Genomic DNA, 17,924 nt, shown 5'->3' on the forward strand with positions numbered 1-17,924 from the left:
AAGGAAACCGCTGATTGTTATTTCGCTCGCACTTTGATTTTATCATCTTCTAAAATCACGTGAAAACTTGTGATCTCGCCATTATCAAGCAGCAGATCGGTCATTTCATCCTCAACCCATTCTTGGATGGTTCTTCTTAGCGGACGTGCACCGAATGAAGGGTGGTAGCCCAGCTCAGCGATTTTTTCTTTCGCTTCATCTGTCACATTCAAGCTAATGCCCCGTTCAGCCAATGTTTCTTCAAGTTCTCCAAGAAGAAGGCTGACGATTTTGACAAGATGTTCTTTTTCCAATGAGCGGAACTCAATAATGCTGTCAAAACGGTTGAGGAACTCAGGTTTAAAGAACATGCTCAGTGAATCAATCAATGTTTGTTCTTCGATTACACTGTCATCTGATTGGAAACCGACTTTCGTTTGTTTCTCACCAGCACCCGCATTACTTGTCATGATGATCACAGTGTCTTTGAAGCTTACGGTTCTGCCTTGGCTGTCTGTCAGACGGCCATCCTCCATAATTTGCAGGAACATATGCTGAACGTCTGGGTGTGCTTTTTCAATCTCATCCAGCAACACAATGCTGTAAGGATTGCGGCGCACTTTCTCAGTTAATTGTCCAGCTTCCTCATGGCCGACATATCCAGGCGGTGAACCGATAATTTTAGATACGGCGTGTTTCTCCATGTATTCGCTCATATCGAGTCGGATAATAGCGTCTTTTGTGCCGAATAATTCATCTGCCAGTGTTTTAGAAAGCTCTGTTTTCCCTACGCCGGTAGGACCGACGAAGAGGAAGGAGCCGACTGGTCTGTTTTTGGATTTTAAACCGGCGCGGCTTCGTCTTACCGCCTTTGCCACTTTTTGAACAGCGGCTGCTTGTCCAATCACGCGTTCATGAAGTTTTGCTTCGAGTTCTTTCATTTTCGTTTGTTCGTCTGCCTGCAGTTTGCCGACAGGGATGCCTGTTTTTTGTTCAACAATTTCCTGAATGTGCTCAGCTTCCACAGTGACAGCGGTATGAGCGGAGGAGCTGTTCAGTTTTTTCTCCAATGCGAGTTCTTCATCACGGAGTTTTGCCGCCAGTTCGTAATTTTCTTCTTCCAGGGCTTTTGTTTTTTCGGCTTCAATTGCAGTTAAGCGTTCAGCGGCATCCTCATCATTCAGTTCATCAATTAACAGGTTGGCTTTTGAACCTGCTTCATCTAATAAATCAATTGCTTTATCCGGCAGGTGTCTGTCCTGAATGTAGCGGGATGATAAAGTGACACACGCTTTGATTGCTTCATCACTGAATGTTACGCCATGGTACGCCTCGTATTTGTCTTTAATCCCTTGCAGAATGAGGATAGCCTGTTCAATTGAAGGCTCCTGCACCATGACAGGCTGAAAACGTCTTTCCAGCGCGGCATCTTTTTCGATTTGACGATATTCTTTCAGTGTTGTCGCGCCAATGACTTGCAGTTCGCCTCTGGCTAGGGCCGGTTTGAGAATGTTGCCGGCGTCCATTGATCCTTCTGCAGAGCCTGCGCCAACGAGAAGGTGAATTTCATCAATGAACAGAATGACATTTTTTCGTTCCTTCAGCTCAGTGATCAGCTGTTTCATTCTCTCCTCAAATTGGCCTCTGATCCCTGTGTTTGCAACAAGGGATGCAACATCAAGCAAATATAGCTCTTTGTTTTTCAGTTTGTTTGGAACATCACCTTCAGCAATTTTTAAAGCGAGCCCTTCAGCGATGGCAGTTTTCCCTACACCCGGCTCACCAATAAGAACCGGATTGTTTTTGTTCCGGCGGTTTAGAATTTCGATCACTCGCGCCACTTCATCATCACGGCCGATGACGGGATCAATGAGACCGGCTTTAGCACCGTTTGTAATATTTTGAGCCAGCTCATCAAGCAACCCTTTTTTTCCGCTTTGTTTTGCTGCGCTCTTTTCTTTCGGCTGGAATGCCTGTTCAAACGGAAATCCGAAAGATTGAGGACCCATACTCATTGAAGGTTTACGAGTCAGTTCGTTATAGCAAGTTTCACAAAGAACCATCTGTTTATGAACGGAATTTATTTGCATGTTAAGGCGAATCGTCGCCTCGTTTTGATGACAATGTTGACAACGCATTTGCCAAAACCTCCTTAATAATTTGATCTTCTTTGACCAATGAAAGTGAATAAAAAGGTCTATCGGATTTGACCTTCTTTGACTATTAGTATACGGCAAACTTAACGGCATTCAAACCAATATGCTCAAAGCAGACTGAATATTTGACTATCTTTGACCAATTGATTTTTAAAAAAGGCCGGTTTGTTTGACCAACTTTGATTAATAGTATACTCTGACTATCTTTGACTTTCAAGTCTTATGCACAAAAAATTTTTGATTTGTTACAAAGTAAAACATGTTTTCTTCGTCTTTTCAAGGAACTTGTCTCATAGGTTATAAAAAGGCATCTATGGACAAAACTGCGGTTCGTTCGGAGGGGAGAAATGGAACAATCAAAAGGGTCTGCAAGTCAGCTTGCTTTTGTGTATGTCGGCACAGTAGTCGGAGCTGGATTTGCGACTGGCAGAGAAATTGTTGAGTTTTTTCTGAAGTTCGGCTGGTTCGGTTTATTCGGCATTCTCGTCAGCGGTGGAATGTTTACGTTTCTAGGCGCCAAGCTGATGATCATTTCAAAGCGAATCAATGCCAAGTCATATCAAGAAATGAACATCTTTTTGTTCGGGGCGGCGGCTGGGCGGATTATCAATGTATTTATGCTGTTTGTTCTCCTCGGAGTTACATCTGTCATGCTTTCAGGGGCAGGGGCGCTTTTTGAGGAACAATTGGGGATGTCCGCTCAGATTGGGATGCTCATTACAATCGGTCTGAGCTTAATTGTGATGACTAGAGGAGTAAAAGGCATTTTCGGTGTCAATGTGTTTGTTGTTCCCCTTTTAATCCTCTTTTCAATGATTGTAGTGGCCGACTCTTTTATATTCAGCGAATCACGAAACGCAGCTCAGTGGGTCTGGCCGCATCGCTGGGATTGGCTGTTATCAGCTGTTTCTTACGGGGCTTTGAATTTATCGCTTGCCCAAGCAGTTTTGGTTCCGCTGGCGAATGAAATGTCCTCGGAGAAAGTGATCAAAAAAGGCGCTTTAATCGGAGGGACGATGCTGACGATTGTGCTGTCCGCGAGTTTTCTGTCTTTGTCGACTCTTCCGGATGTATTTTTATATGATATACCGATGGCGCAAGTGGTTTATCTCTTTGCACGCTCTGTCCATTTGATTTATTTACTCATTATTTTCGGAGAAGTGTTCACATCAGTTATCGGTAATCTATATGGATTAGAAAAACAAGTGCAAAGCTTTCTTCCAGTGAAAAGCAAATATATCTTTGCGGCCATTATGATCACGGCTTATATTACGAGCCAAATAGGGTATGGCAAGCTTATTTCAACGATTTATCCCTTGTTTGGCTATGTGAGCCTGGCCTTCATAGGCGCTTTGCTATGCAAAAAAGCTCCTCGGCGGCGCAGTTTATAAATATATAATGAAACGAACCGTCACTATAGAGCGATAATTGATCTAGGAACCGGGGACTGACTTTTTTATTGTCAAGAAAAACATCATTATGGTAAGATAGCAGAAGTGAAAAAATTGAAGAAAATCCGTGCGATATGCGGGAGAGGTTCTAGCTACACCCTCTATAAAAAACTAAGGACGAGCTGTATCCTTGGATACGGCCTTTTTTATGTTTTTCTAGAGCACCTTCCGAAAAAAGGTGTTTTTTTGCGTGAATTAGCTGTAGCGATGTCTCTCGCCGGCGTTTTTATTGCGGAGAAGGAGAGGAATCATGAAAAAAGAAAAAGCAATTGTCGTATTTAGCGGCGGCCAAGACAGCACAACATGCTTACTGTGGGCCTTAAAAGAATTCGAAGAAGTCGAAACGGTGACTTTTCATTATAATCAGCGACATTCTCAGGAAATTGAAGTGGCAAAATCCATTGCGGAAAAGCTTGGTGTGAAAAATCATTTGCTTGATATGTCACTTTTAAATCAGCTTGCACCGAATGCCCTGACTAGAAATGATATTGAGATAGAAGTAAAAGACGGCGAACTGCCATCCACATTCGTTCCAGGCCGCAATTTGGTATTCTTATCCTTTGCGTCTATCCTGGCTTACCAAATTGGCGCGCGCCACATTATTACAGGAGTTTGCGAGACAGACTTCAGCGGTTATCCTGACTGCCGTGACGAATTCGTGAAATCTTGCAATGTCACGGTAAATCTGGCAATGGAGAAGCCGTTTGTGATCCACACGCCTCTCATGTGGCTCAATAAGGCGGAAACGTGGAAGCTTGCAGATGAGCTTGGCGCGCTGGATTTTGTGAAAAACAACACGCTGACATGCTATAACGGCATCATCGCCGACGGCTGCGGCGAATGTCCGGCATGTCACCTTCGTTCAAAAGGTTATGAAGAATATATGATGATGAAAGGAGAGCGTGCATAAATTGTTATCTCAAATTTATCCGCAGGCCCAGCATCCTTATTCGTTTGAACTGAATAAGGACATGCATATCTCAGCCGCTCATTTTATCCCTCGGGAAAGTGCGGGAGCGTGCAGCAGGGTTCACGGACATACGTATACCGTAAATATAACCGTTGCCGGCGACGAACTTGACGATTCAGGCTTTCTTGTCAATTTCAGCGTACTCAAAAAACTGGTGCACGGAAACTATGATCACACGCTATTAAATGATCATGAAGATTTTTCTCAGGACGACCGGTATTCGCTGCCGACAACTGAAGTCGTGGCGAAAACGATTTATGACAACGTACAGGCTTATTTAGACACTTTGGAGAATAAGCCGACCTGTGTACAGGTGTTTGTCCGTGAAACACCGACAAGCTACTGTGTCTACCGTCCGAAAAAGGGTGGTTTGAATGGCTAAAGGAATTCCTGTATTAGAAATTTTTGGCCCGACGATTCAAGGAGAAGGCATGGTGATCGGACAGAAAACGATGTTCGTCCGGACAGCCGGCTGCGATTATTCCTGCAGCTGGTGTGACTCCGCTTTCACTTGGGACGGGTCTGCTAAAAAAGATATTCGCTGGATGACGGGGGAGGAGATTTTTGCGGAGCTTAAGGACATTGGGGGAGACGCGTTTTCTCATGTGACGATCTCAGGCGGTAACCCGGCCCTGTTAAAACAGCTGGATGCTTTTATTGAACTGCTGAAGGAAAATAACATCCGTGCAGCGCTTGAAACTCAAGGGACCGTTTATCAGGATTGGTTTACGCTGATTGATGACCTGACAATTTCTCCAAAACCGCCAAGCTCAAAAATGGTAACGAACTTTCAAAAGCTTGACCACATTTTAACTTCACTTCAAGAGAATGATAGACAGCATGCTGTCAGCTTGAAGGTTGTCATCTTTAATGATGAAGATCTGGAATTTGCTAAAACTGTGCACAAGCGGTATCCGGGAATCCCGTTTTATTTACAAGTCGGAAATGATGACGTGCATACGACAGATGATCAGTCACTGATTGCACATTTGCTTGGAAAATATGAAGCGCTTGTTGATAAGGTAGCTGTCGATGCGGAGCTGAATCTCGTCAGAGTGCTCCCGCAGCTGCACACCCTGTTATGGGGCAACAAACGCGGAGTATAATAGAAAGGAAGATGAACATGACGACAAGAAAAGAATCAGAATTAGAAGGTGTAACATTGCTAGGCAACCAAGGTACAAATTATTTGTTCGAATATGCACCGGACGTGCTGGAATCCTTCCCTAATAAACATGTAAACCGTGACTACTTTGTAAAATTCAATTGTCCGGAATTCACATCTTTATGTCCTAAAACAGGGCAGCCTGACTTTGCGACAATCTACATCAGCTACATTCCTGATGAAAAAATGGTTGAAAGCAAATCATTAAAGCTGTATCTATTCAGCTTCAGAAACCATGGTGACTTCCACGAGGACTGCATGAACATCATCATGAATGACTTGATCGAATTAATGGACCCGCGCTACATTGAAGTATGGGGCAAATTCACGCCAAGAGGCGGAATTTCCATCGATCCATACACAAACTACGGAAAACCTGGCACGAAATATGAGAAAATGGCCGAGTACCGCATGATGAATCATGACTTGTATCCGGAGACGATTGATAATCGTTAATTATTCCGTTGTGTGATACGGAGTGTAAAAGGAAGTGGAGTCACAGTAAAATCCGAACATTCAGCGTTAATTTTCAGCGGAATTGTGACCGAGTCACAGCGAATTGTGACCGGAGTGTGACCCGCACTAAGCTCAATAAAAGTGGGAAAAGTCAAACCTGAAAATGGCTCTACTCATGGAAATTGTATTAAAAAGTGTCACCTGAGGTGCAACCTGAACTGTGACTTTTATGCAGTGAAAAATTGATAGTACAGAAGCAGATTAAGGCGTACAATTTGTACGTCTTTTCTTTTTTATCCGAAAGAAAAAATGCCTATCTAGAGATCATAGGCATTAAATATTATTATCAATATCTTCATTTGTTTTTTGGCTAAGTTTCTGAACCTTCTCTTTAACATTTGAAACAGCTCTTTTTGAATTTCATCAAAGTTCTCCTGAATATAGTCCATGACACTTCTTATTAGAACTTTACTTTCAAAATTGAATATCTCATTTATTTCTGACTGTTCTTCATCTGTTAGGTGATGGTATTGAAGTTGTTTAGCATTTACTTCAGCAGCTACATCAATACTAACTTAGTTGTTCTGGTTGTACAATTTCATATTCACCTTCTGCATACTCTTGCTCCGCATAATGGCCTCCCCATTGACAGAGCTCCTGCAAGATAGGTTTAAGAGATTCTCCAAGTTCAGTGGATGAATATTCAACCTTCGGCGGTACTTGATTATACATCTTTCTGCTCACAAGTCCACTGGCTTCAAGCTCTCTAAGTGTTTGAATCAGCATTTTCTGAGTTATATTTGGGATAATGCGCTTTAATTCACTCGTTCTCTTTGGTCCATTCATTAAAAAGTATAATACAAGGCCTTTCCATTTTCCGCCAATAACTTCCTTTGTCACTTCAAACCCACAACTAAATTTTTTCATGTCTAAAGCTCTCCATTCCACATTTATTACTTTTTAGTTACTATATCACAAAAAAGTGGGTACTTCCGATAATGTGCTTACTGAAGGATACTATATCTTGTAAGTTGTTCTTCAAGTACTTAAAGGTACTAGACATAAAATAAAATTAATTCTAAAGGAGTGTTAAGTATGGGTAAATTTGAAGGTGAAATAGCGCTTGTAACGGGTGGAACAAGTGGGATTGGTCTTGCTACAGCACAAAAATTTGTAAACGAAGGTGCATATGTTTATATCACGGGACGTAGACAAAACGAACTTGATAAAGCTGTTAACCAAATTGGCAAGAACGTAACCGGTGTTCAAGGTGATATTTCTAAGCTTGAAGACTTAGACAAACTATATGACATTATAAAGCAGGAAAAAGGTAAGTTGGACATTCTTTTTGCTAATGCAGGCATCGGCAACTTCCTTCCATTAGGTGAAATTACTGAAGAGCAGGTTGATAGAACGTTCGACATTAACGTTAAAGGAACCATCTTTACTGTTCAAAAAGCGTTATCACTATTCCCGGACAAAGTAGGTTCTATTATTGTAACGGGCTCTACTGCTGGATCAATTGGCAACCCAGCGTTTAGTGTATATGGAGCATCTAAAGCAGCATTAAGAGCACTAGTTCGCAACTGGATTCTTGACCTAAAAGGTACTGAAATCCGTGTAAATGTGGTTAGTCCAGGAGGTATTCTTACACCTGCCTACGATGAGCTTTTTGGTGATGCACTTGAAGAGGTACTGGAAAATAGCAGAAATACTGTTCCAGCTGGAAAAGTTGGGACACCTGAAGAAGTAGCAAACGCTGTATCTTTCCTTGCTTCAGACGAAAGCAGTTACTTGACAGGTGTTGAATTGTTCGTAGATGGCGGGCTAGCACAGGTATAATTTCCCTGCGCAGAGATTACAAATAGTCCCCAAAAAAGGTTGATGGGAATTTACTTGAAGAAGTCGTATAAAAAAGTCGTTTTCCTTAAAGGACAGGGAATTCGACTTTTTTATGTTTGAATTTGCTTAACGTTGTAAATTCGCATTTTCCTGGGGCTACCACTAAATGACCTGTAAAAAAGATTACTTTGTGAATAAATGTACTTAAAGTAACGGGGGCGTTAGTTGAAGAACAAACAACACCGTTGTTGTAGTAAATGAGGTCATTTGTTGTACAAAAAAAGGATAGTTGAATACAGGCATTTTCACCCTGTTCATCTATCCTCTCTTTTTGTTTATAAAATGTGTGACATTTCATTTGGTTTCTTAATTATTAATAAAATTAAACATTTTCTTGACTTTTAATAAAAAATAATATCCCTGTCCTTGTATTCTAATACTTTTAAAAATATTTAAAGGAATCCTTATGTCCTGAATAACCACATAGGAAAATATGTTGTAGGTTGCTTTCTTTTTTTGTGGGGCATCCCACACAAGCTATCTCGTGATCTCACACCTGAACGTTTTTTATAGACTAGTACCGCGACAAGTTATATTACATATACATACCAATAAAGTAGACATTAAAAAGTGAAAGAGAGGATGGAAATGTGTGAAAATTCTTTTCCTTGAGAGTCATCCCATGTGGCTCTATGGTTTACCGAATGGGTTTAGGGAAGCAGGACATACCGTAATGATTTCCGGTCCTGTAAGTCGGGAAAATATAACTGAAATGATAGACGAATTTAAACCAGATCTAATAGTATCTATGGGATGGACACCAGAGCATTCAAGGGAAAAGCAGGCCTGGATTCGCAACGCTACTAAAAAGGTGAATATCCCTCTCGTTTATTGGGCAACTGAAGACCCGCTGCACACTCAAAACTTTACTATCCCGTTAATTAAAAAGATGAAACCGGATTTTGTTTTCACGGTTACGCCTTCTCTGTGTAAAACTTATGAAAGCACGGGGATTAAAGCAGCTCACTTAGACTTTGCATTTCACGAAAGTATACATCACCAGATTAAACCATTAGCAAAATACAGTTGTGATATAGCGGTGGTGGCTAATGCTTACCCTAATTTTCTTGAAGAACATCCGGAAGTGTTCCGTTCGTCCTCTTTAAAAACGCTTATTCGTCCTCTTATACGGAAAGGTATTCGCATTGATTTTTGGGGGAGAAACTGGGAAAAAATGAGTAAATATATAGGAAGAGAAATTCCCCGCAATTGGATCCATGGATACCTTGATTATACTGAAGCATATAAAGTTTACAGTTCAGCAAAAATCATTATCGGTTTGCAAAACTGTGAAAGCCAACTTACGCAACGCACCTATGAGATTCTTGGTTCCGGGGGGTTTTTATTGACATCGGATACACCAGCAGTTCGAGATAAATTCAAACCTGGCCGCGATCTCATCGTTTCTTCCTCCCCAAAAGAAACATTGGAAAAGGTTGAATACTATTTGAATCATGATAGCGAGAGAAAAAAGATTCAGATAAACGGTAAAAAGGCTGTAAAGAATGATTCCTATCGGCATAGAGCCGAGAGAATGCTTGAGGTGCTAAAAAGCAGAGGAATTATAAGAAACTTAGGGGAAACCATTCATTATGTAGATGTTCTTAAAGAAAAATACGTGATCCATCATGTTACTCCCGGTGAAACATTATCAATAATTTCCAGGAAGTATAATGTTTCCCTGCAGCAACTCATGGAGCTTAATCATTTCAAATCAGATCAAATATATGCTGGACAAATCATTAAGATTAGAGAGAAACGGTTTAGAAATATTAATAACAAATTTTTCTAAAGGAGAGTAATATGAATGAAGGGGAAAATACCTAAAATAAGAAATCAAGCGAATAAAGTAAAAAGAACGCCTCGTTATATGGAATTTCCCGTGACATACGAAGTATATCATGTGGAATCCGGCGATACATTATGGACGATTGCCAAATCCTTTAAAATTCCGGTACAACAACTTATGAATCTTAATAAGCTTTCTTCAGATAGAATTTATCCTGGACAAATTATAAAGATAAGAGAAAGATAATCTTTGAGGTTTCGGAAACGAATCAAATTGAAATGACAATCCTCATTTTTTTATTTGTGGGGAACTTGATATTTTTGGGGATGAAGGGGTTATGAGATGTTTCAAATGAGCTATTTCTATTCTGGATTAGGATGGGATTTTATTCAACACGTTGATCAAACGAACGGAGTATTAAATGTTGTGTCTCCTGATTTTTTCTATATCAGAAAAGATGGATCATTACTTCTCCGTTCAGCTAATCCCGATGTGATTAAAGCTCTTCATAGAAGAAAATTAAAAGTAGTTCCTTTTCTAAGCAATCATTGGGATCAGGATTTGGGACGATTTGCATTAATGAACCGAGTCCTTTTAGCTAAACAAATTTCTCATGCAATAGAAGAACTGGATTTGGACGGAGTTAATATCGATATAGAAAACCTTACAGAAAAAGATCGGAATCTATTTACAGATTTTATTAGATTAGTAAGGAAAAGTATTCCTAGACATAAAGAAGTATCAGTTGCAGTGGCGGCAAATCCTTTTGGCTGGACGAAGGGCTGGCACGGATCATATGATTACGAGTATTTAGCTAAATATGCAGATTATCTTATGGTTATGGCCTATGATGAAAGCCGCCTTGCTGGGCCTACTGCAAGTGTAGGATGGGTGGAAAAGTCCATTCAATATGTTCTGACCCAAAAAATTTCTCCTCAAAAACTAGTTTTAGGATTGCCATTCTATGGCCGCTGCTGGATGGAAGGCCAATCTGCCTCTCAAGCCATTCCCCTTTACCTTGTTGACTCATTAGTAAAAAGGCATAGCGGGACAATTATTTTTGACACAAAGAGTCAATCTCCAAAAGCTATTTTTACTGTCAATCACGATAACAAGGGGCCGTTGCCTTCGGGAACATATACATTATGGTTTGAAAATGAACAGTCACTCAGAGCAAAAATAAAACTCGCTCAAAAATATAATCTGAAAGGTCTTGGCAGCTGGAGTCTTGGACAAGAAGATGCGTCAGTCTGGAATACAGTGTTTAAAAATATATAATGATTTATAGTTCAGAACAAAATTCGAAGATAATTGCAATGAATCTCTAAATGGACATACTGAAAGGAGTTTATTACGAGTGCGGGTAAAACAGTGAGGGCATTCCATAGGCCCTTCTCCCGAAATGTTCTATACGAGGCATTACATTGGGCTTGAAATACACATTCAAACTTATGTTATAGTACGCATTTTACGGATGTGTTGAATTTATTCTGCTTCCATGATTTAATCATACACATGCTACTTGATAGCAGGGTTATCGCATTTCATTCAGAATTGTTCAGGATCGATATGGAAGCGCACGACTAACTAGAACTTTAAAAGCATACACTCATATACTTCCTGAATGGATGCTGGTTTATCTAAAAAACATGATGAGAATTGATTGACCGCTCTCATTAAAGGATGGGGAAATTCAAGGCGCCAAGGTACGCATGGTGAAGCATGACTTGTTGATAATCGACCATATAGTTTCTCCTTAGAAATGAGGGGGTTTTTACATAAAAAAGACGAGCGAATCCGGGGGGAATTCCACTCGCCGCTTTCTAATGAAAAGACGGGATGCTGGATGGCAGCTCGTCTGTTTTATTATAATTTAACGAACGTATGTTTGTAAAGGTGTCTTTTCGAATGAATTGGTTCATATAACCGTTAAGAATAGATTCATTGTAAACATTCGCTAAGGTATGCTAAGATGCATGGACTATAAAGGAGTGATATGAAGTGAAGACATTGCGGTTAAACAATGTAACGTTAGAAATGGCTGCATATCAAGAGGAGAGCGAGCCGAAGCGAAAAATTGCATTTACCTTAAACGTTACGAGTGAGACTTACCATGATATCGCTGTCCTGTTGTATGAAAAAACGTTTAATGTCGAGGTTCCGGAACGCGATCTTGCCTTCCGGGGGGAAATGACAAATTATTCAACATCATTGACCAACCTGTACGAACCAGGGGCCGTCAGCGAGTTCTATATAGAAATAACGGAAATAGACAAAAACGCCGATTCATGATCGGTGTTTTTTATGTAAAAAAGCTGCCGGCCGGCAGCTTTTGAGAAAGCGAATTTCATATGTAAGGTGTTAAATTGTCCGTCTTGCAGTTTTTTGAATAAATGTGGAAATAAGGAGGTTTTAATAGGAGTCTCTGATGATCTTATAATTTTTATGATTAACAACTGTCAATGAATCTAACTCAAGATCCCGATAGTTATCCATGATCGTCACATCAACGATAACAGAATTCTCATTTACTTTTTCAACAACACCGGTTAATCCGTTTTTAAATTCAATGACATTCCCAACCTTAGCGATTTTCACAAGCTTCCTCTCCTTTAAACATAATAATGCCTTTTGAAAGTATTTTGCAGTATTTTCATTGAGAAGTAAAGCGATAAGGAGTTTTATCTCCCTTATGAATTGTCCTGTCGCTATAAAGATGATATATTGATTTTCGTCAATAGAAAGAAGAGGGGGGAATTTTTGTTGCGTCCCGAAGAAATAACAGAAATGATTGAACAGCTGCGCACCGGCGCCATAAACGAACTGAGAGTCCAGAAAGAGCATTTTCTTGATTTCAGGGCCGTGTTATCTAAACAAGATGATTTTAAACATTTCCGAGGAATTGCCCAGCAAGGCGGAGATGTTATCTTTCAATACTTAGAACAGCCAAGAAGCTGAAGGTTTCTCATACGTGAGAAGCCTTTTTATCATATATGACAGAATACAAGCCTTTTATTACAGCTGTCTGTAACAGGTGTAAATAAAATGTAAAGTGCCAAAGATGGATAAACATGTTTTAATTTGACAATATTTATAGAATTCCAGACTGTTTTTTTGCCATTAAGCAGTGAGTCATCCTCTTTATTCCATCCTGATACCTCCTTGGGAGAGTTGGAAAATCTTTTTCCGTGAAAATGAATGGATCTCTTGTTAAGGTTATGAAGTGTTTTTTGGAGCACTTTAAGGAGGAAACTGTATGACAACGAAATTCACTGCTCTGGCTGTTTTTCTTCTTTGTTTCATGCCTGCAGCCAAAATTGAGCATACACAAGCTTCACTACTGAGCGCAAAGAAGACAAAACATGAAGAAGCGAAATGGCTTACTCATATAGATCGAAATACGAATGAATCTTTCCCTTCACTGTCTGCTGATAAAGACAAGAAAATAAAACCGATTAAGCTATCAGCACACACTGAAAAGAAAGATAAAGATAAAGATAAACCGGACAAAACAAATGATGAGAAAGAAACATATACACAGTCTGAAAAAGAGTTGCTGTCCCGTCTCGTTCACGCAGAGGCCAAAGGAGAGTCATATAAAGGCAAGGTCGCTGTAGCAAGCGTTGTACTGAACAGGACGGAGAAAAAAGGTTTTCCTGATACGATAAGAGGAGTTATTTATCAGAAAAACGCCTTTGAACCGGTCGCAAACGGGAGCATTAACCAAAAGCCTGATAAAGAATCGATTGAAGCTGCCGAAGAAGCGCTGTCCTCAAAAAATAGAGAAACAGATGCCATATTCTTTTATAATCCGAAAACAGCGTCAGATAATTGGATTCGTTCAAGAAAAATCGTAGAAAAAATCGGCAGACACGTTTTTGCCGTCTAAGCATAGAAGAGACAATTTGTCTCAGCTGTGCTTTTTTTCATATAAAGAGTAAAAATAAAATAATTTTTGAACTTGTCTCATATGATGTTGGTAGTACAAGAGACAAGGAGAGACATCATGAATCGATTTGTGAAAGGGATCATTCTTTTATCCATTGCCGCCTTTTTCGCTGAATGCCTTGAATTTGTCGTCAATATGATTTTGGCGCGGGAGCTTGGCGAGCATGGGATGGGGCTTTACATGAGTATTTTGCCCACGATCTTTTTAATTATTGTCATCGCGAGCCTGGAACTGCCGATATCCATTTCTAAATTCATTGCCGAGTCAAATCCTAAGCTTCATGAAAGCATGCTGAGGCACGCTTTCAGAATGACAGCCATTTTTACTGCTTTTTCTACTGTCGCCGCTAGTATTGCGCTTCCGTTTATTCCGGTATTTGATACATACCACCCGTTTATTAAAGGGATTGTCATCGGCTTAATTCCTGTTGTCGCCTTTACTTCAATCGCCAGGGGCTACTTTATGGGTGTGCAGAAAATGGGGAAGATCGCAATTGCCAATGTGCTGAAAAAAATCATCCAGCTCTTGTGCTTATTCCTCTTTTTTCAATGGTACTCATTTGAATTGGACATGGCTGTGCTGATTTCCTTGTTTGTTCTGGTCGTGAGTGATGTGGTCGTGCTTGTTTATTTATATTCACAATTTATCATGGCAAGGCGGGCGTTATCCGGCCAGCAGCACATTCATTTGCGCGGAAAGGATGTAAGGAAAAGACTGCTTGCTGTTTCAATTCCTACAACAGGACTGCGCATTTTTCATGCGGTTGTCAATGCAATTGAACCCTTTTTAGTAAAAGGAGCTCTTTTGGCTGCGGGCGTTGCCGGGACAGCGGCGATCGATCAATACGGAATGCTGGCAGGAGTGGCTGTGACGATAGGGTCGTTCCCTGCTTTTATTGCCCATTCGTTAATGGTCGTCATGATACCGAGTATTTCGGAAGCTTATGCACTTTCTCAGTATGACATCGTGTTAAAAAGGCTGAAGCAGTCGATTTTCATTACATTAGGTTACGGTATACCTGCCGTCTGGGTCATGTTCCAGTTTGCGGGACCTCTCACGCATTTGTTTTTTCACTCTCCTGAAGCGCAGTATTACTTGCAGCTGTTGTGGCCTTACTTTCTCTTTCATCTGTTTGTCATGCCGCTGCAGGCGTGCTTAATCGGGATGGGTTTTGTGAAAGAGGCTTTTTATCACAATGTATGGAGCCATATCGTTGCGCTAAGTATGATGTATGTACTGGGATCAATGGAGAATCTGCAAATGCTCGGGATTATCCTTGGAATGAACACTGGCATGATTCTTTTGACGAGCCTGCACTATGCCACGATCTGCAAAGCATTGAAGGTATCCGTATTTCTTACGGGAGGGACCAGAACGCCGCGAATTGAAGGATGATAAAGGAACAGCAGGGGCAAGCTAATTGAAAAGCATGAAAGGAAGATTCCATGTTGACGAAGCGCTTGCTTACTATATACATTATGTTATTAGGGTTGATTGCATGGTTTCCATGTGCGGCACAAGCTGAGGAAAAACAGCCTGCTGTTCCCGCTGTTTTTCTTATGAAAACGATAGAAGGGGAGGACATCTCGATTCCGAATAAAGGGCAAAAAACAATTCTCCATTTTTGGACGTCATGGTGTCCGCCCTGCAAAAAGGAGCTTCCCCAGTTTCAATCGTTTTATGATGCCCATCCATCCGACAGTGTAAAGCTGGTAACGGTGAATTTAGTGAATTCGGAACAAAATCAGCAAGTCGTTGAAGATTTTATTAAAGCAAACAAGCTGACGTTCCCGATTGTCCTTGACTCAAAAGGGGAATTGATGAAGGAGTATCATATCATTACGATCCCAACATCATTTTTGCTGAATGAAAAGGGAGAAATTGAAAAAACAAAAATTGGCCCGATGACAGCGGAACAACTGAAGGAATGGACGGAAGAATAGCTGAGAGCATAGACTCTCAGCTTTTTTCATATAAGAAGAAGTGAATAAACATTAATGATAATTATTATCAAAAAGAAATTAAAATAATTATAATTGAAATTCTCATCGTGCGTGCTATAATAAAGGAAGACATCAAGAAATAACTGACGATAAAGCTGCCTTTTGGGCAGCGATTTTGTTTTTATAAGAGAAATGAAGATGATTTACGTTCTCAATTAGAGAGGAGAATTCGATATGAATGAACAAGTTATCGTTCAACGCGACCCGCACGAGCCATTGAAAACAGACAAAAGGGAAAAAAACTGGGCACAGCACGCGGAGCTTATTGCAGCACTTGTATCAGGCGCTCTTATTTTGGCAGGCTGGCTCTTATCCGGATATCAGGTATTATCCATAATACTTTTCTTGCTGGCTTTTGTGATCGGCGGATTTGCTAAAGCAAAGGAAGGAATCGAAGAAACACTCGAATCCAAAACGCTGAATGTAGAACTTTTAATGATTTTCGCTGCCGTTGGTTCCGCCTTGATCGGATACTGGGCAGAGGGTGCTATTTTAATATTTATTTTTTCCTTAAGCGGAGCTTTAGAAACATACACGATGAATAAAAGCAGCAGAGATTTAACGTCTTTAATGCAGCTTGAGCCTGAAGAAGCGACATTGATGGTCAATGGTGAAACCAAAAGAGTTCCGGTTTCAGACTTGCAGGCCGGTGATATGATTGTGATCAAACCTGGAGAACGCGTAGCGGCAGACGGTATCATTGAATCGGGCTCGACAAGTCTTGACGAGTCGGCTTTAACAGGTGAATCAATGCCTGTAGAAAAAAACACAGGCGACACTGTATTCACAGGAACGGTGAATCGTAATGGCTCCTTGACTGTCCGTGTCACGAAAGCAAATGAAGATTCGTTATTCAGAAAAATTATCAAACTGGTTGAATCAGCGCAAAATAGTGTTTCACCCGCGCAGGCTTTCATCGAACGATTTGAAAATGCTTATGTGAAAGGTGTGCTAATTGCGGTGGCGCTCCTTTTATTCGTCCCGCACTTTGCGCTGGGCTGGAGCTGGAGTGAAACCTTCTACCGCGCAATGGTGTTTATGGTTGTCGCGTCACCTTGTGCGCTTGTCGCCTCTATTATGCCAGCTGCGCTGTCCCTGATTTCAAATGGCGCCCGCAACGGTATGCTTGTGAAAGGAAGCGTCTTTCTTGAACAGCTGGGCTCAGTGCAAATGATCGCCTTTGATAAAACCGGCACTGTAACAAAAGGCCAGCCTGCCGTAGAGACGATCAGAATAGCTGAAGGATTCAGTGAAGCGGAAGTTCTTGAGGCTGTCTATGCCATCGAAACGCAATCAAGCCATCCGCTCGCCCAAGCCATAACGGCGTACGCTGAAAGCCGCGGCGTGAATCAGTCCGGCTACATATCTATAGAAGAAACCTCAGGGTTTGGCGTTATGGCAGAAGTGTCGGGTGCGAAATGGAAGGTCGGTAAAGCAGGTTTTATCGGCGAGGAAATGGCAGCACAATTTATGAAACAAACAGCATCAGATGTCATTCAAAGCGGTCATACAATTGTATTTGTGAAAAAGGATGATCAAATAGCAGGCTGTATCGCACTGAAGGACCAAATCAGGCCTGAAGCAAAAGAGGTCATGGAAGAACTGAACCGACTTGGGATTAAAACGGCCATGCTGACAGGAGATCACGAAGACACGGCTCAAGCGATTGCCAAGGAAGCCGGCATGACAACTGTCGTGGCAGAATGCCTGCCTGACCAAAAAGTGAATGAAATCAAACGGTTAAAAGAAGAATTCGGAACGATTGCAATGGTGGGTGACGGAATCAATGACGCGCCGGCACTCAAAGCGGCGGATGTCGGCATTGCGATGGGCGGCGGAACAGATGTAGCACTTGAGACCGCTGATATGGTCCTCATGAAAAACGATTTGAAAAAGCTCGTAAACATGTGCCGCTTGTCTCGGAAAATGAACAGGATCATCAAACAAAATATCGTGTTTTCTCTAGCTGTAATCTGCCTGCTGATTTGTGCAAACTTTTTGCAGGTGATGGAATTGCCATTTGGCGTGATTGGTCATGAGGGCAGCACGATTTTGGTCATACTAAACGGTTTAAGACTCCTAAAATAAAACCAGCAGCCTAATC

At 41.1% G+C, this 17,924-nt stretch carries 18 protein-coding genes and 1 riboswitch; of the genes, 15 read left to right on the forward strand and 3 right to left on the reverse strand.

Annotated features, from left to right (window positions below; all coding sequences use genetic code 11):
- Positions 1 to 17: 17 nt before the first annotated feature.
- Positions 18 to 2,117 carry an ATP-dependent protease ATP-binding subunit ClpE gene (clpE, locus tag ACFVP7_RS08065; protein WP_230488541.1) on the reverse strand — a complete coding sequence of 700 codons (2,100 nt, stop codon included), beginning with the start codon at positions 2,115 to 2,117 and terminating at the stop codon, positions 18 to 20.
- Between the two features lie 365 nt (positions 2,118 to 2,482).
- Between clpE and ACFVP7_RS08070 the strand changes: the two genes are divergently transcribed.
- The 5 genes from ACFVP7_RS08070 to queF all read left to right on the forward strand — a co-directional run bounded on the left by ACFVP7_RS08070 (position 2,483) and on the right by queF (position 6,177).
- Positions 2,483 to 3,526 (forward strand): hypothetical protein, encoded by a 1,044-nt coding sequence (locus ACFVP7_RS08070; RefSeq protein ID WP_077670681.1) that lies wholly within the window; start codon positions 2,483 to 2,485, stop codon positions 3,524 to 3,526.
- 136 nt (positions 3,527 to 3,662) lie between these two features.
- Positions 3,663 to 3,707: riboswitch (PreQ1 riboswitch) on the forward strand.
- Between the two features lie 129 nt (positions 3,708 to 3,836).
- Positions 3,837 to 4,496 (forward strand): 7-cyano-7-deazaguanine synthase QueC, encoded by a 660-nt coding sequence (queC, locus tag ACFVP7_RS08075; RefSeq protein WP_032725593.1) that lies wholly within the window; start codon positions 3,837 to 3,839, stop codon positions 4,494 to 4,496.
- A complete protein-coding gene (gene queD / locus ACFVP7_RS08080) occupies positions 4,489 to 4,938 on the forward strand; it encodes a 6-carboxytetrahydropterin synthase QueD (protein WP_003232462.1) in 450 nt (149 codons plus the stop codon). Before queC ends, queD begins: the two co-directional genes overlap by 8 nt.
- Positions 4,931 to 5,662 (forward strand): 7-carboxy-7-deazaguanine synthase QueE, encoded by a 732-nt coding sequence (gene queE / locus ACFVP7_RS08085; protein ID WP_396583151.1) that lies wholly within the window; start codon positions 4,931 to 4,933, stop codon positions 5,660 to 5,662. The genes queD and queE overlap by 8 nt, the downstream gene beginning before the upstream one ends.
- 17 nt (positions 5,663 to 5,679) lie before the next feature.
- Entirely contained in the window at positions 5,680 to 6,177 is a 498-nt protein-coding gene (queF, locus tag ACFVP7_RS08090; RefSeq protein WP_003218613.1) for a preQ(1) synthase, read from the forward strand.
- 570 nt (positions 6,178 to 6,747) lie between these two features.
- On the opposite strand, the gene ACFVP7_RS08095 is transcribed toward queF, so the two are convergent.
- Positions 6,748 to 7,104, reverse strand: coding sequence for a winged helix-turn-helix transcriptional regulator (locus ACFVP7_RS08095; protein ID WP_014417586.1), 357 nt, complete (start codon positions 7,102 to 7,104; stop codon positions 6,748 to 6,750).
- Between the two features lie 168 nt (positions 7,105 to 7,272).
- Here ACFVP7_RS08095 and ACFVP7_RS08100 point away from each other — a divergent pair, with 168 nt between their 5' ends.
- The 5 genes from ACFVP7_RS08100 to ACFVP7_RS08120 all read left to right on the forward strand — a co-directional run bounded on the left by ACFVP7_RS08100 (position 7,273) and on the right by ACFVP7_RS08120 (position 12,160).
- Complete coding sequence (locus tag ACFVP7_RS08100) at positions 7,273 to 8,019, forward strand: SDR family NAD(P)-dependent oxidoreductase (protein WP_247471599.1); 747 nt, start codon at positions 7,273 to 7,275, stop codon at positions 8,017 to 8,019.
- A gap of 652 nt (positions 8,020 to 8,671) precedes the next feature.
- Positions 8,672 to 9,871, forward strand: coding sequence for a spore protein YkvP (gene ykvP, locus ACFVP7_RS08105; protein ID WP_375060099.1), 1,200 nt, complete (start codon positions 8,672 to 8,674; stop codon positions 9,869 to 9,871).
- Between the two features lie 15 nt (positions 9,872 to 9,886).
- On the forward strand, positions 9,887 to 10,114 hold the full coding sequence (locus ACFVP7_RS08110) for a LysM peptidoglycan-binding domain-containing protein (protein ID WP_017695061.1): 228 nt from the start codon (positions 9,887 to 9,889) through the stop codon (positions 10,112 to 10,114).
- 96 nt (positions 10,115 to 10,210) lie between these two features.
- Entirely contained in the window at positions 10,211 to 11,146 is a 936-nt protein-coding gene (locus ACFVP7_RS08115; RefSeq protein ID WP_230488540.1) for a glycosyl hydrolase family 18 protein, read from the forward strand.
- Positions 11,147 to 11,869: 723 nt separating this feature from the next.
- A complete protein-coding gene (locus ACFVP7_RS08120) occupies positions 11,870 to 12,160 on the forward strand; it encodes a YkvR family protein (RefSeq protein ID WP_003245399.1) in 291 nt (96 codons plus the stop codon).
- Positions 12,161 to 12,280: 120 nt separating this feature from the next.
- On the opposite strand, the gene ACFVP7_RS08125 is transcribed toward ACFVP7_RS08120, so the two are convergent.
- Entirely contained in the window at positions 12,281 to 12,466 is a 186-nt protein-coding gene (locus ACFVP7_RS08125; RefSeq protein ID WP_003232446.1) for a YkvS family protein, read from the reverse strand.
- A gap of 165 nt (positions 12,467 to 12,631) precedes the next feature.
- Here ACFVP7_RS08125 and ACFVP7_RS08130 point away from each other — a divergent pair, with 165 nt between their 5' ends.
- The 5 genes from ACFVP7_RS08130 (at position 12,632) to pfeT (ending at position 17,908) form a co-directional block, all read left to right on the forward strand.
- Positions 12,632 to 12,826: a hypothetical protein gene (locus ACFVP7_RS08130; RefSeq protein ID WP_003218622.1), complete on the forward strand. Its 195-nt coding sequence runs from the start codon at positions 12,632 to 12,634 to the stop codon at positions 12,824 to 12,826.
- 298 nt (positions 12,827 to 13,124) lie between these two features.
- Positions 13,125 to 13,757 (forward strand): cell wall hydrolase, encoded by a 633-nt coding sequence (locus tag ACFVP7_RS08135; RefSeq protein ID WP_230488539.1) that lies wholly within the window; start codon positions 13,125 to 13,127, stop codon positions 13,755 to 13,757.
- Between the two features lie 117 nt (positions 13,758 to 13,874).
- Positions 13,875 to 15,212, forward strand: a complete 1,338-nt coding sequence (gene ykvU / locus ACFVP7_RS08140) for a sporulation protein YkvU (protein ID WP_014476640.1) — start codon at positions 13,875 to 13,877, stop codon at positions 15,210 to 15,212.
- Positions 15,213 to 15,262: 50 nt separating this feature from the next.
- The gene (stoA, locus tag ACFVP7_RS08145; RefSeq protein ID WP_014479641.1) at positions 15,263 to 15,760 is read left to right on the forward strand and encodes a sporulation thiol-disulfide oxidoreductase StoA; all 498 of its coding nucleotides are present in this window, start codon (positions 15,263 to 15,265) and stop codon (positions 15,758 to 15,760) included.
- Between the two features lie 234 nt (positions 15,761 to 15,994).
- Positions 15,995 to 17,908, forward strand: coding sequence for a metal-transporting ATPase PfeT (pfeT, locus tag ACFVP7_RS08150; RefSeq protein ID WP_029946375.1), 1,914 nt, complete (start codon positions 15,995 to 15,997; stop codon positions 17,906 to 17,908).
- The last annotated feature ends 16 nt before the right edge of the window (positions 17,909 to 17,924 follow it).

The sequence above is a fragment of the Bacillus sp. SG20033 genome, assembly GCF_044570195.1.
In the GTDB taxonomy this organism is placed as follows: Bacteria; Bacillota; Bacilli; order Bacillales; family Bacillaceae; genus Bacillus; species Bacillus subtilis.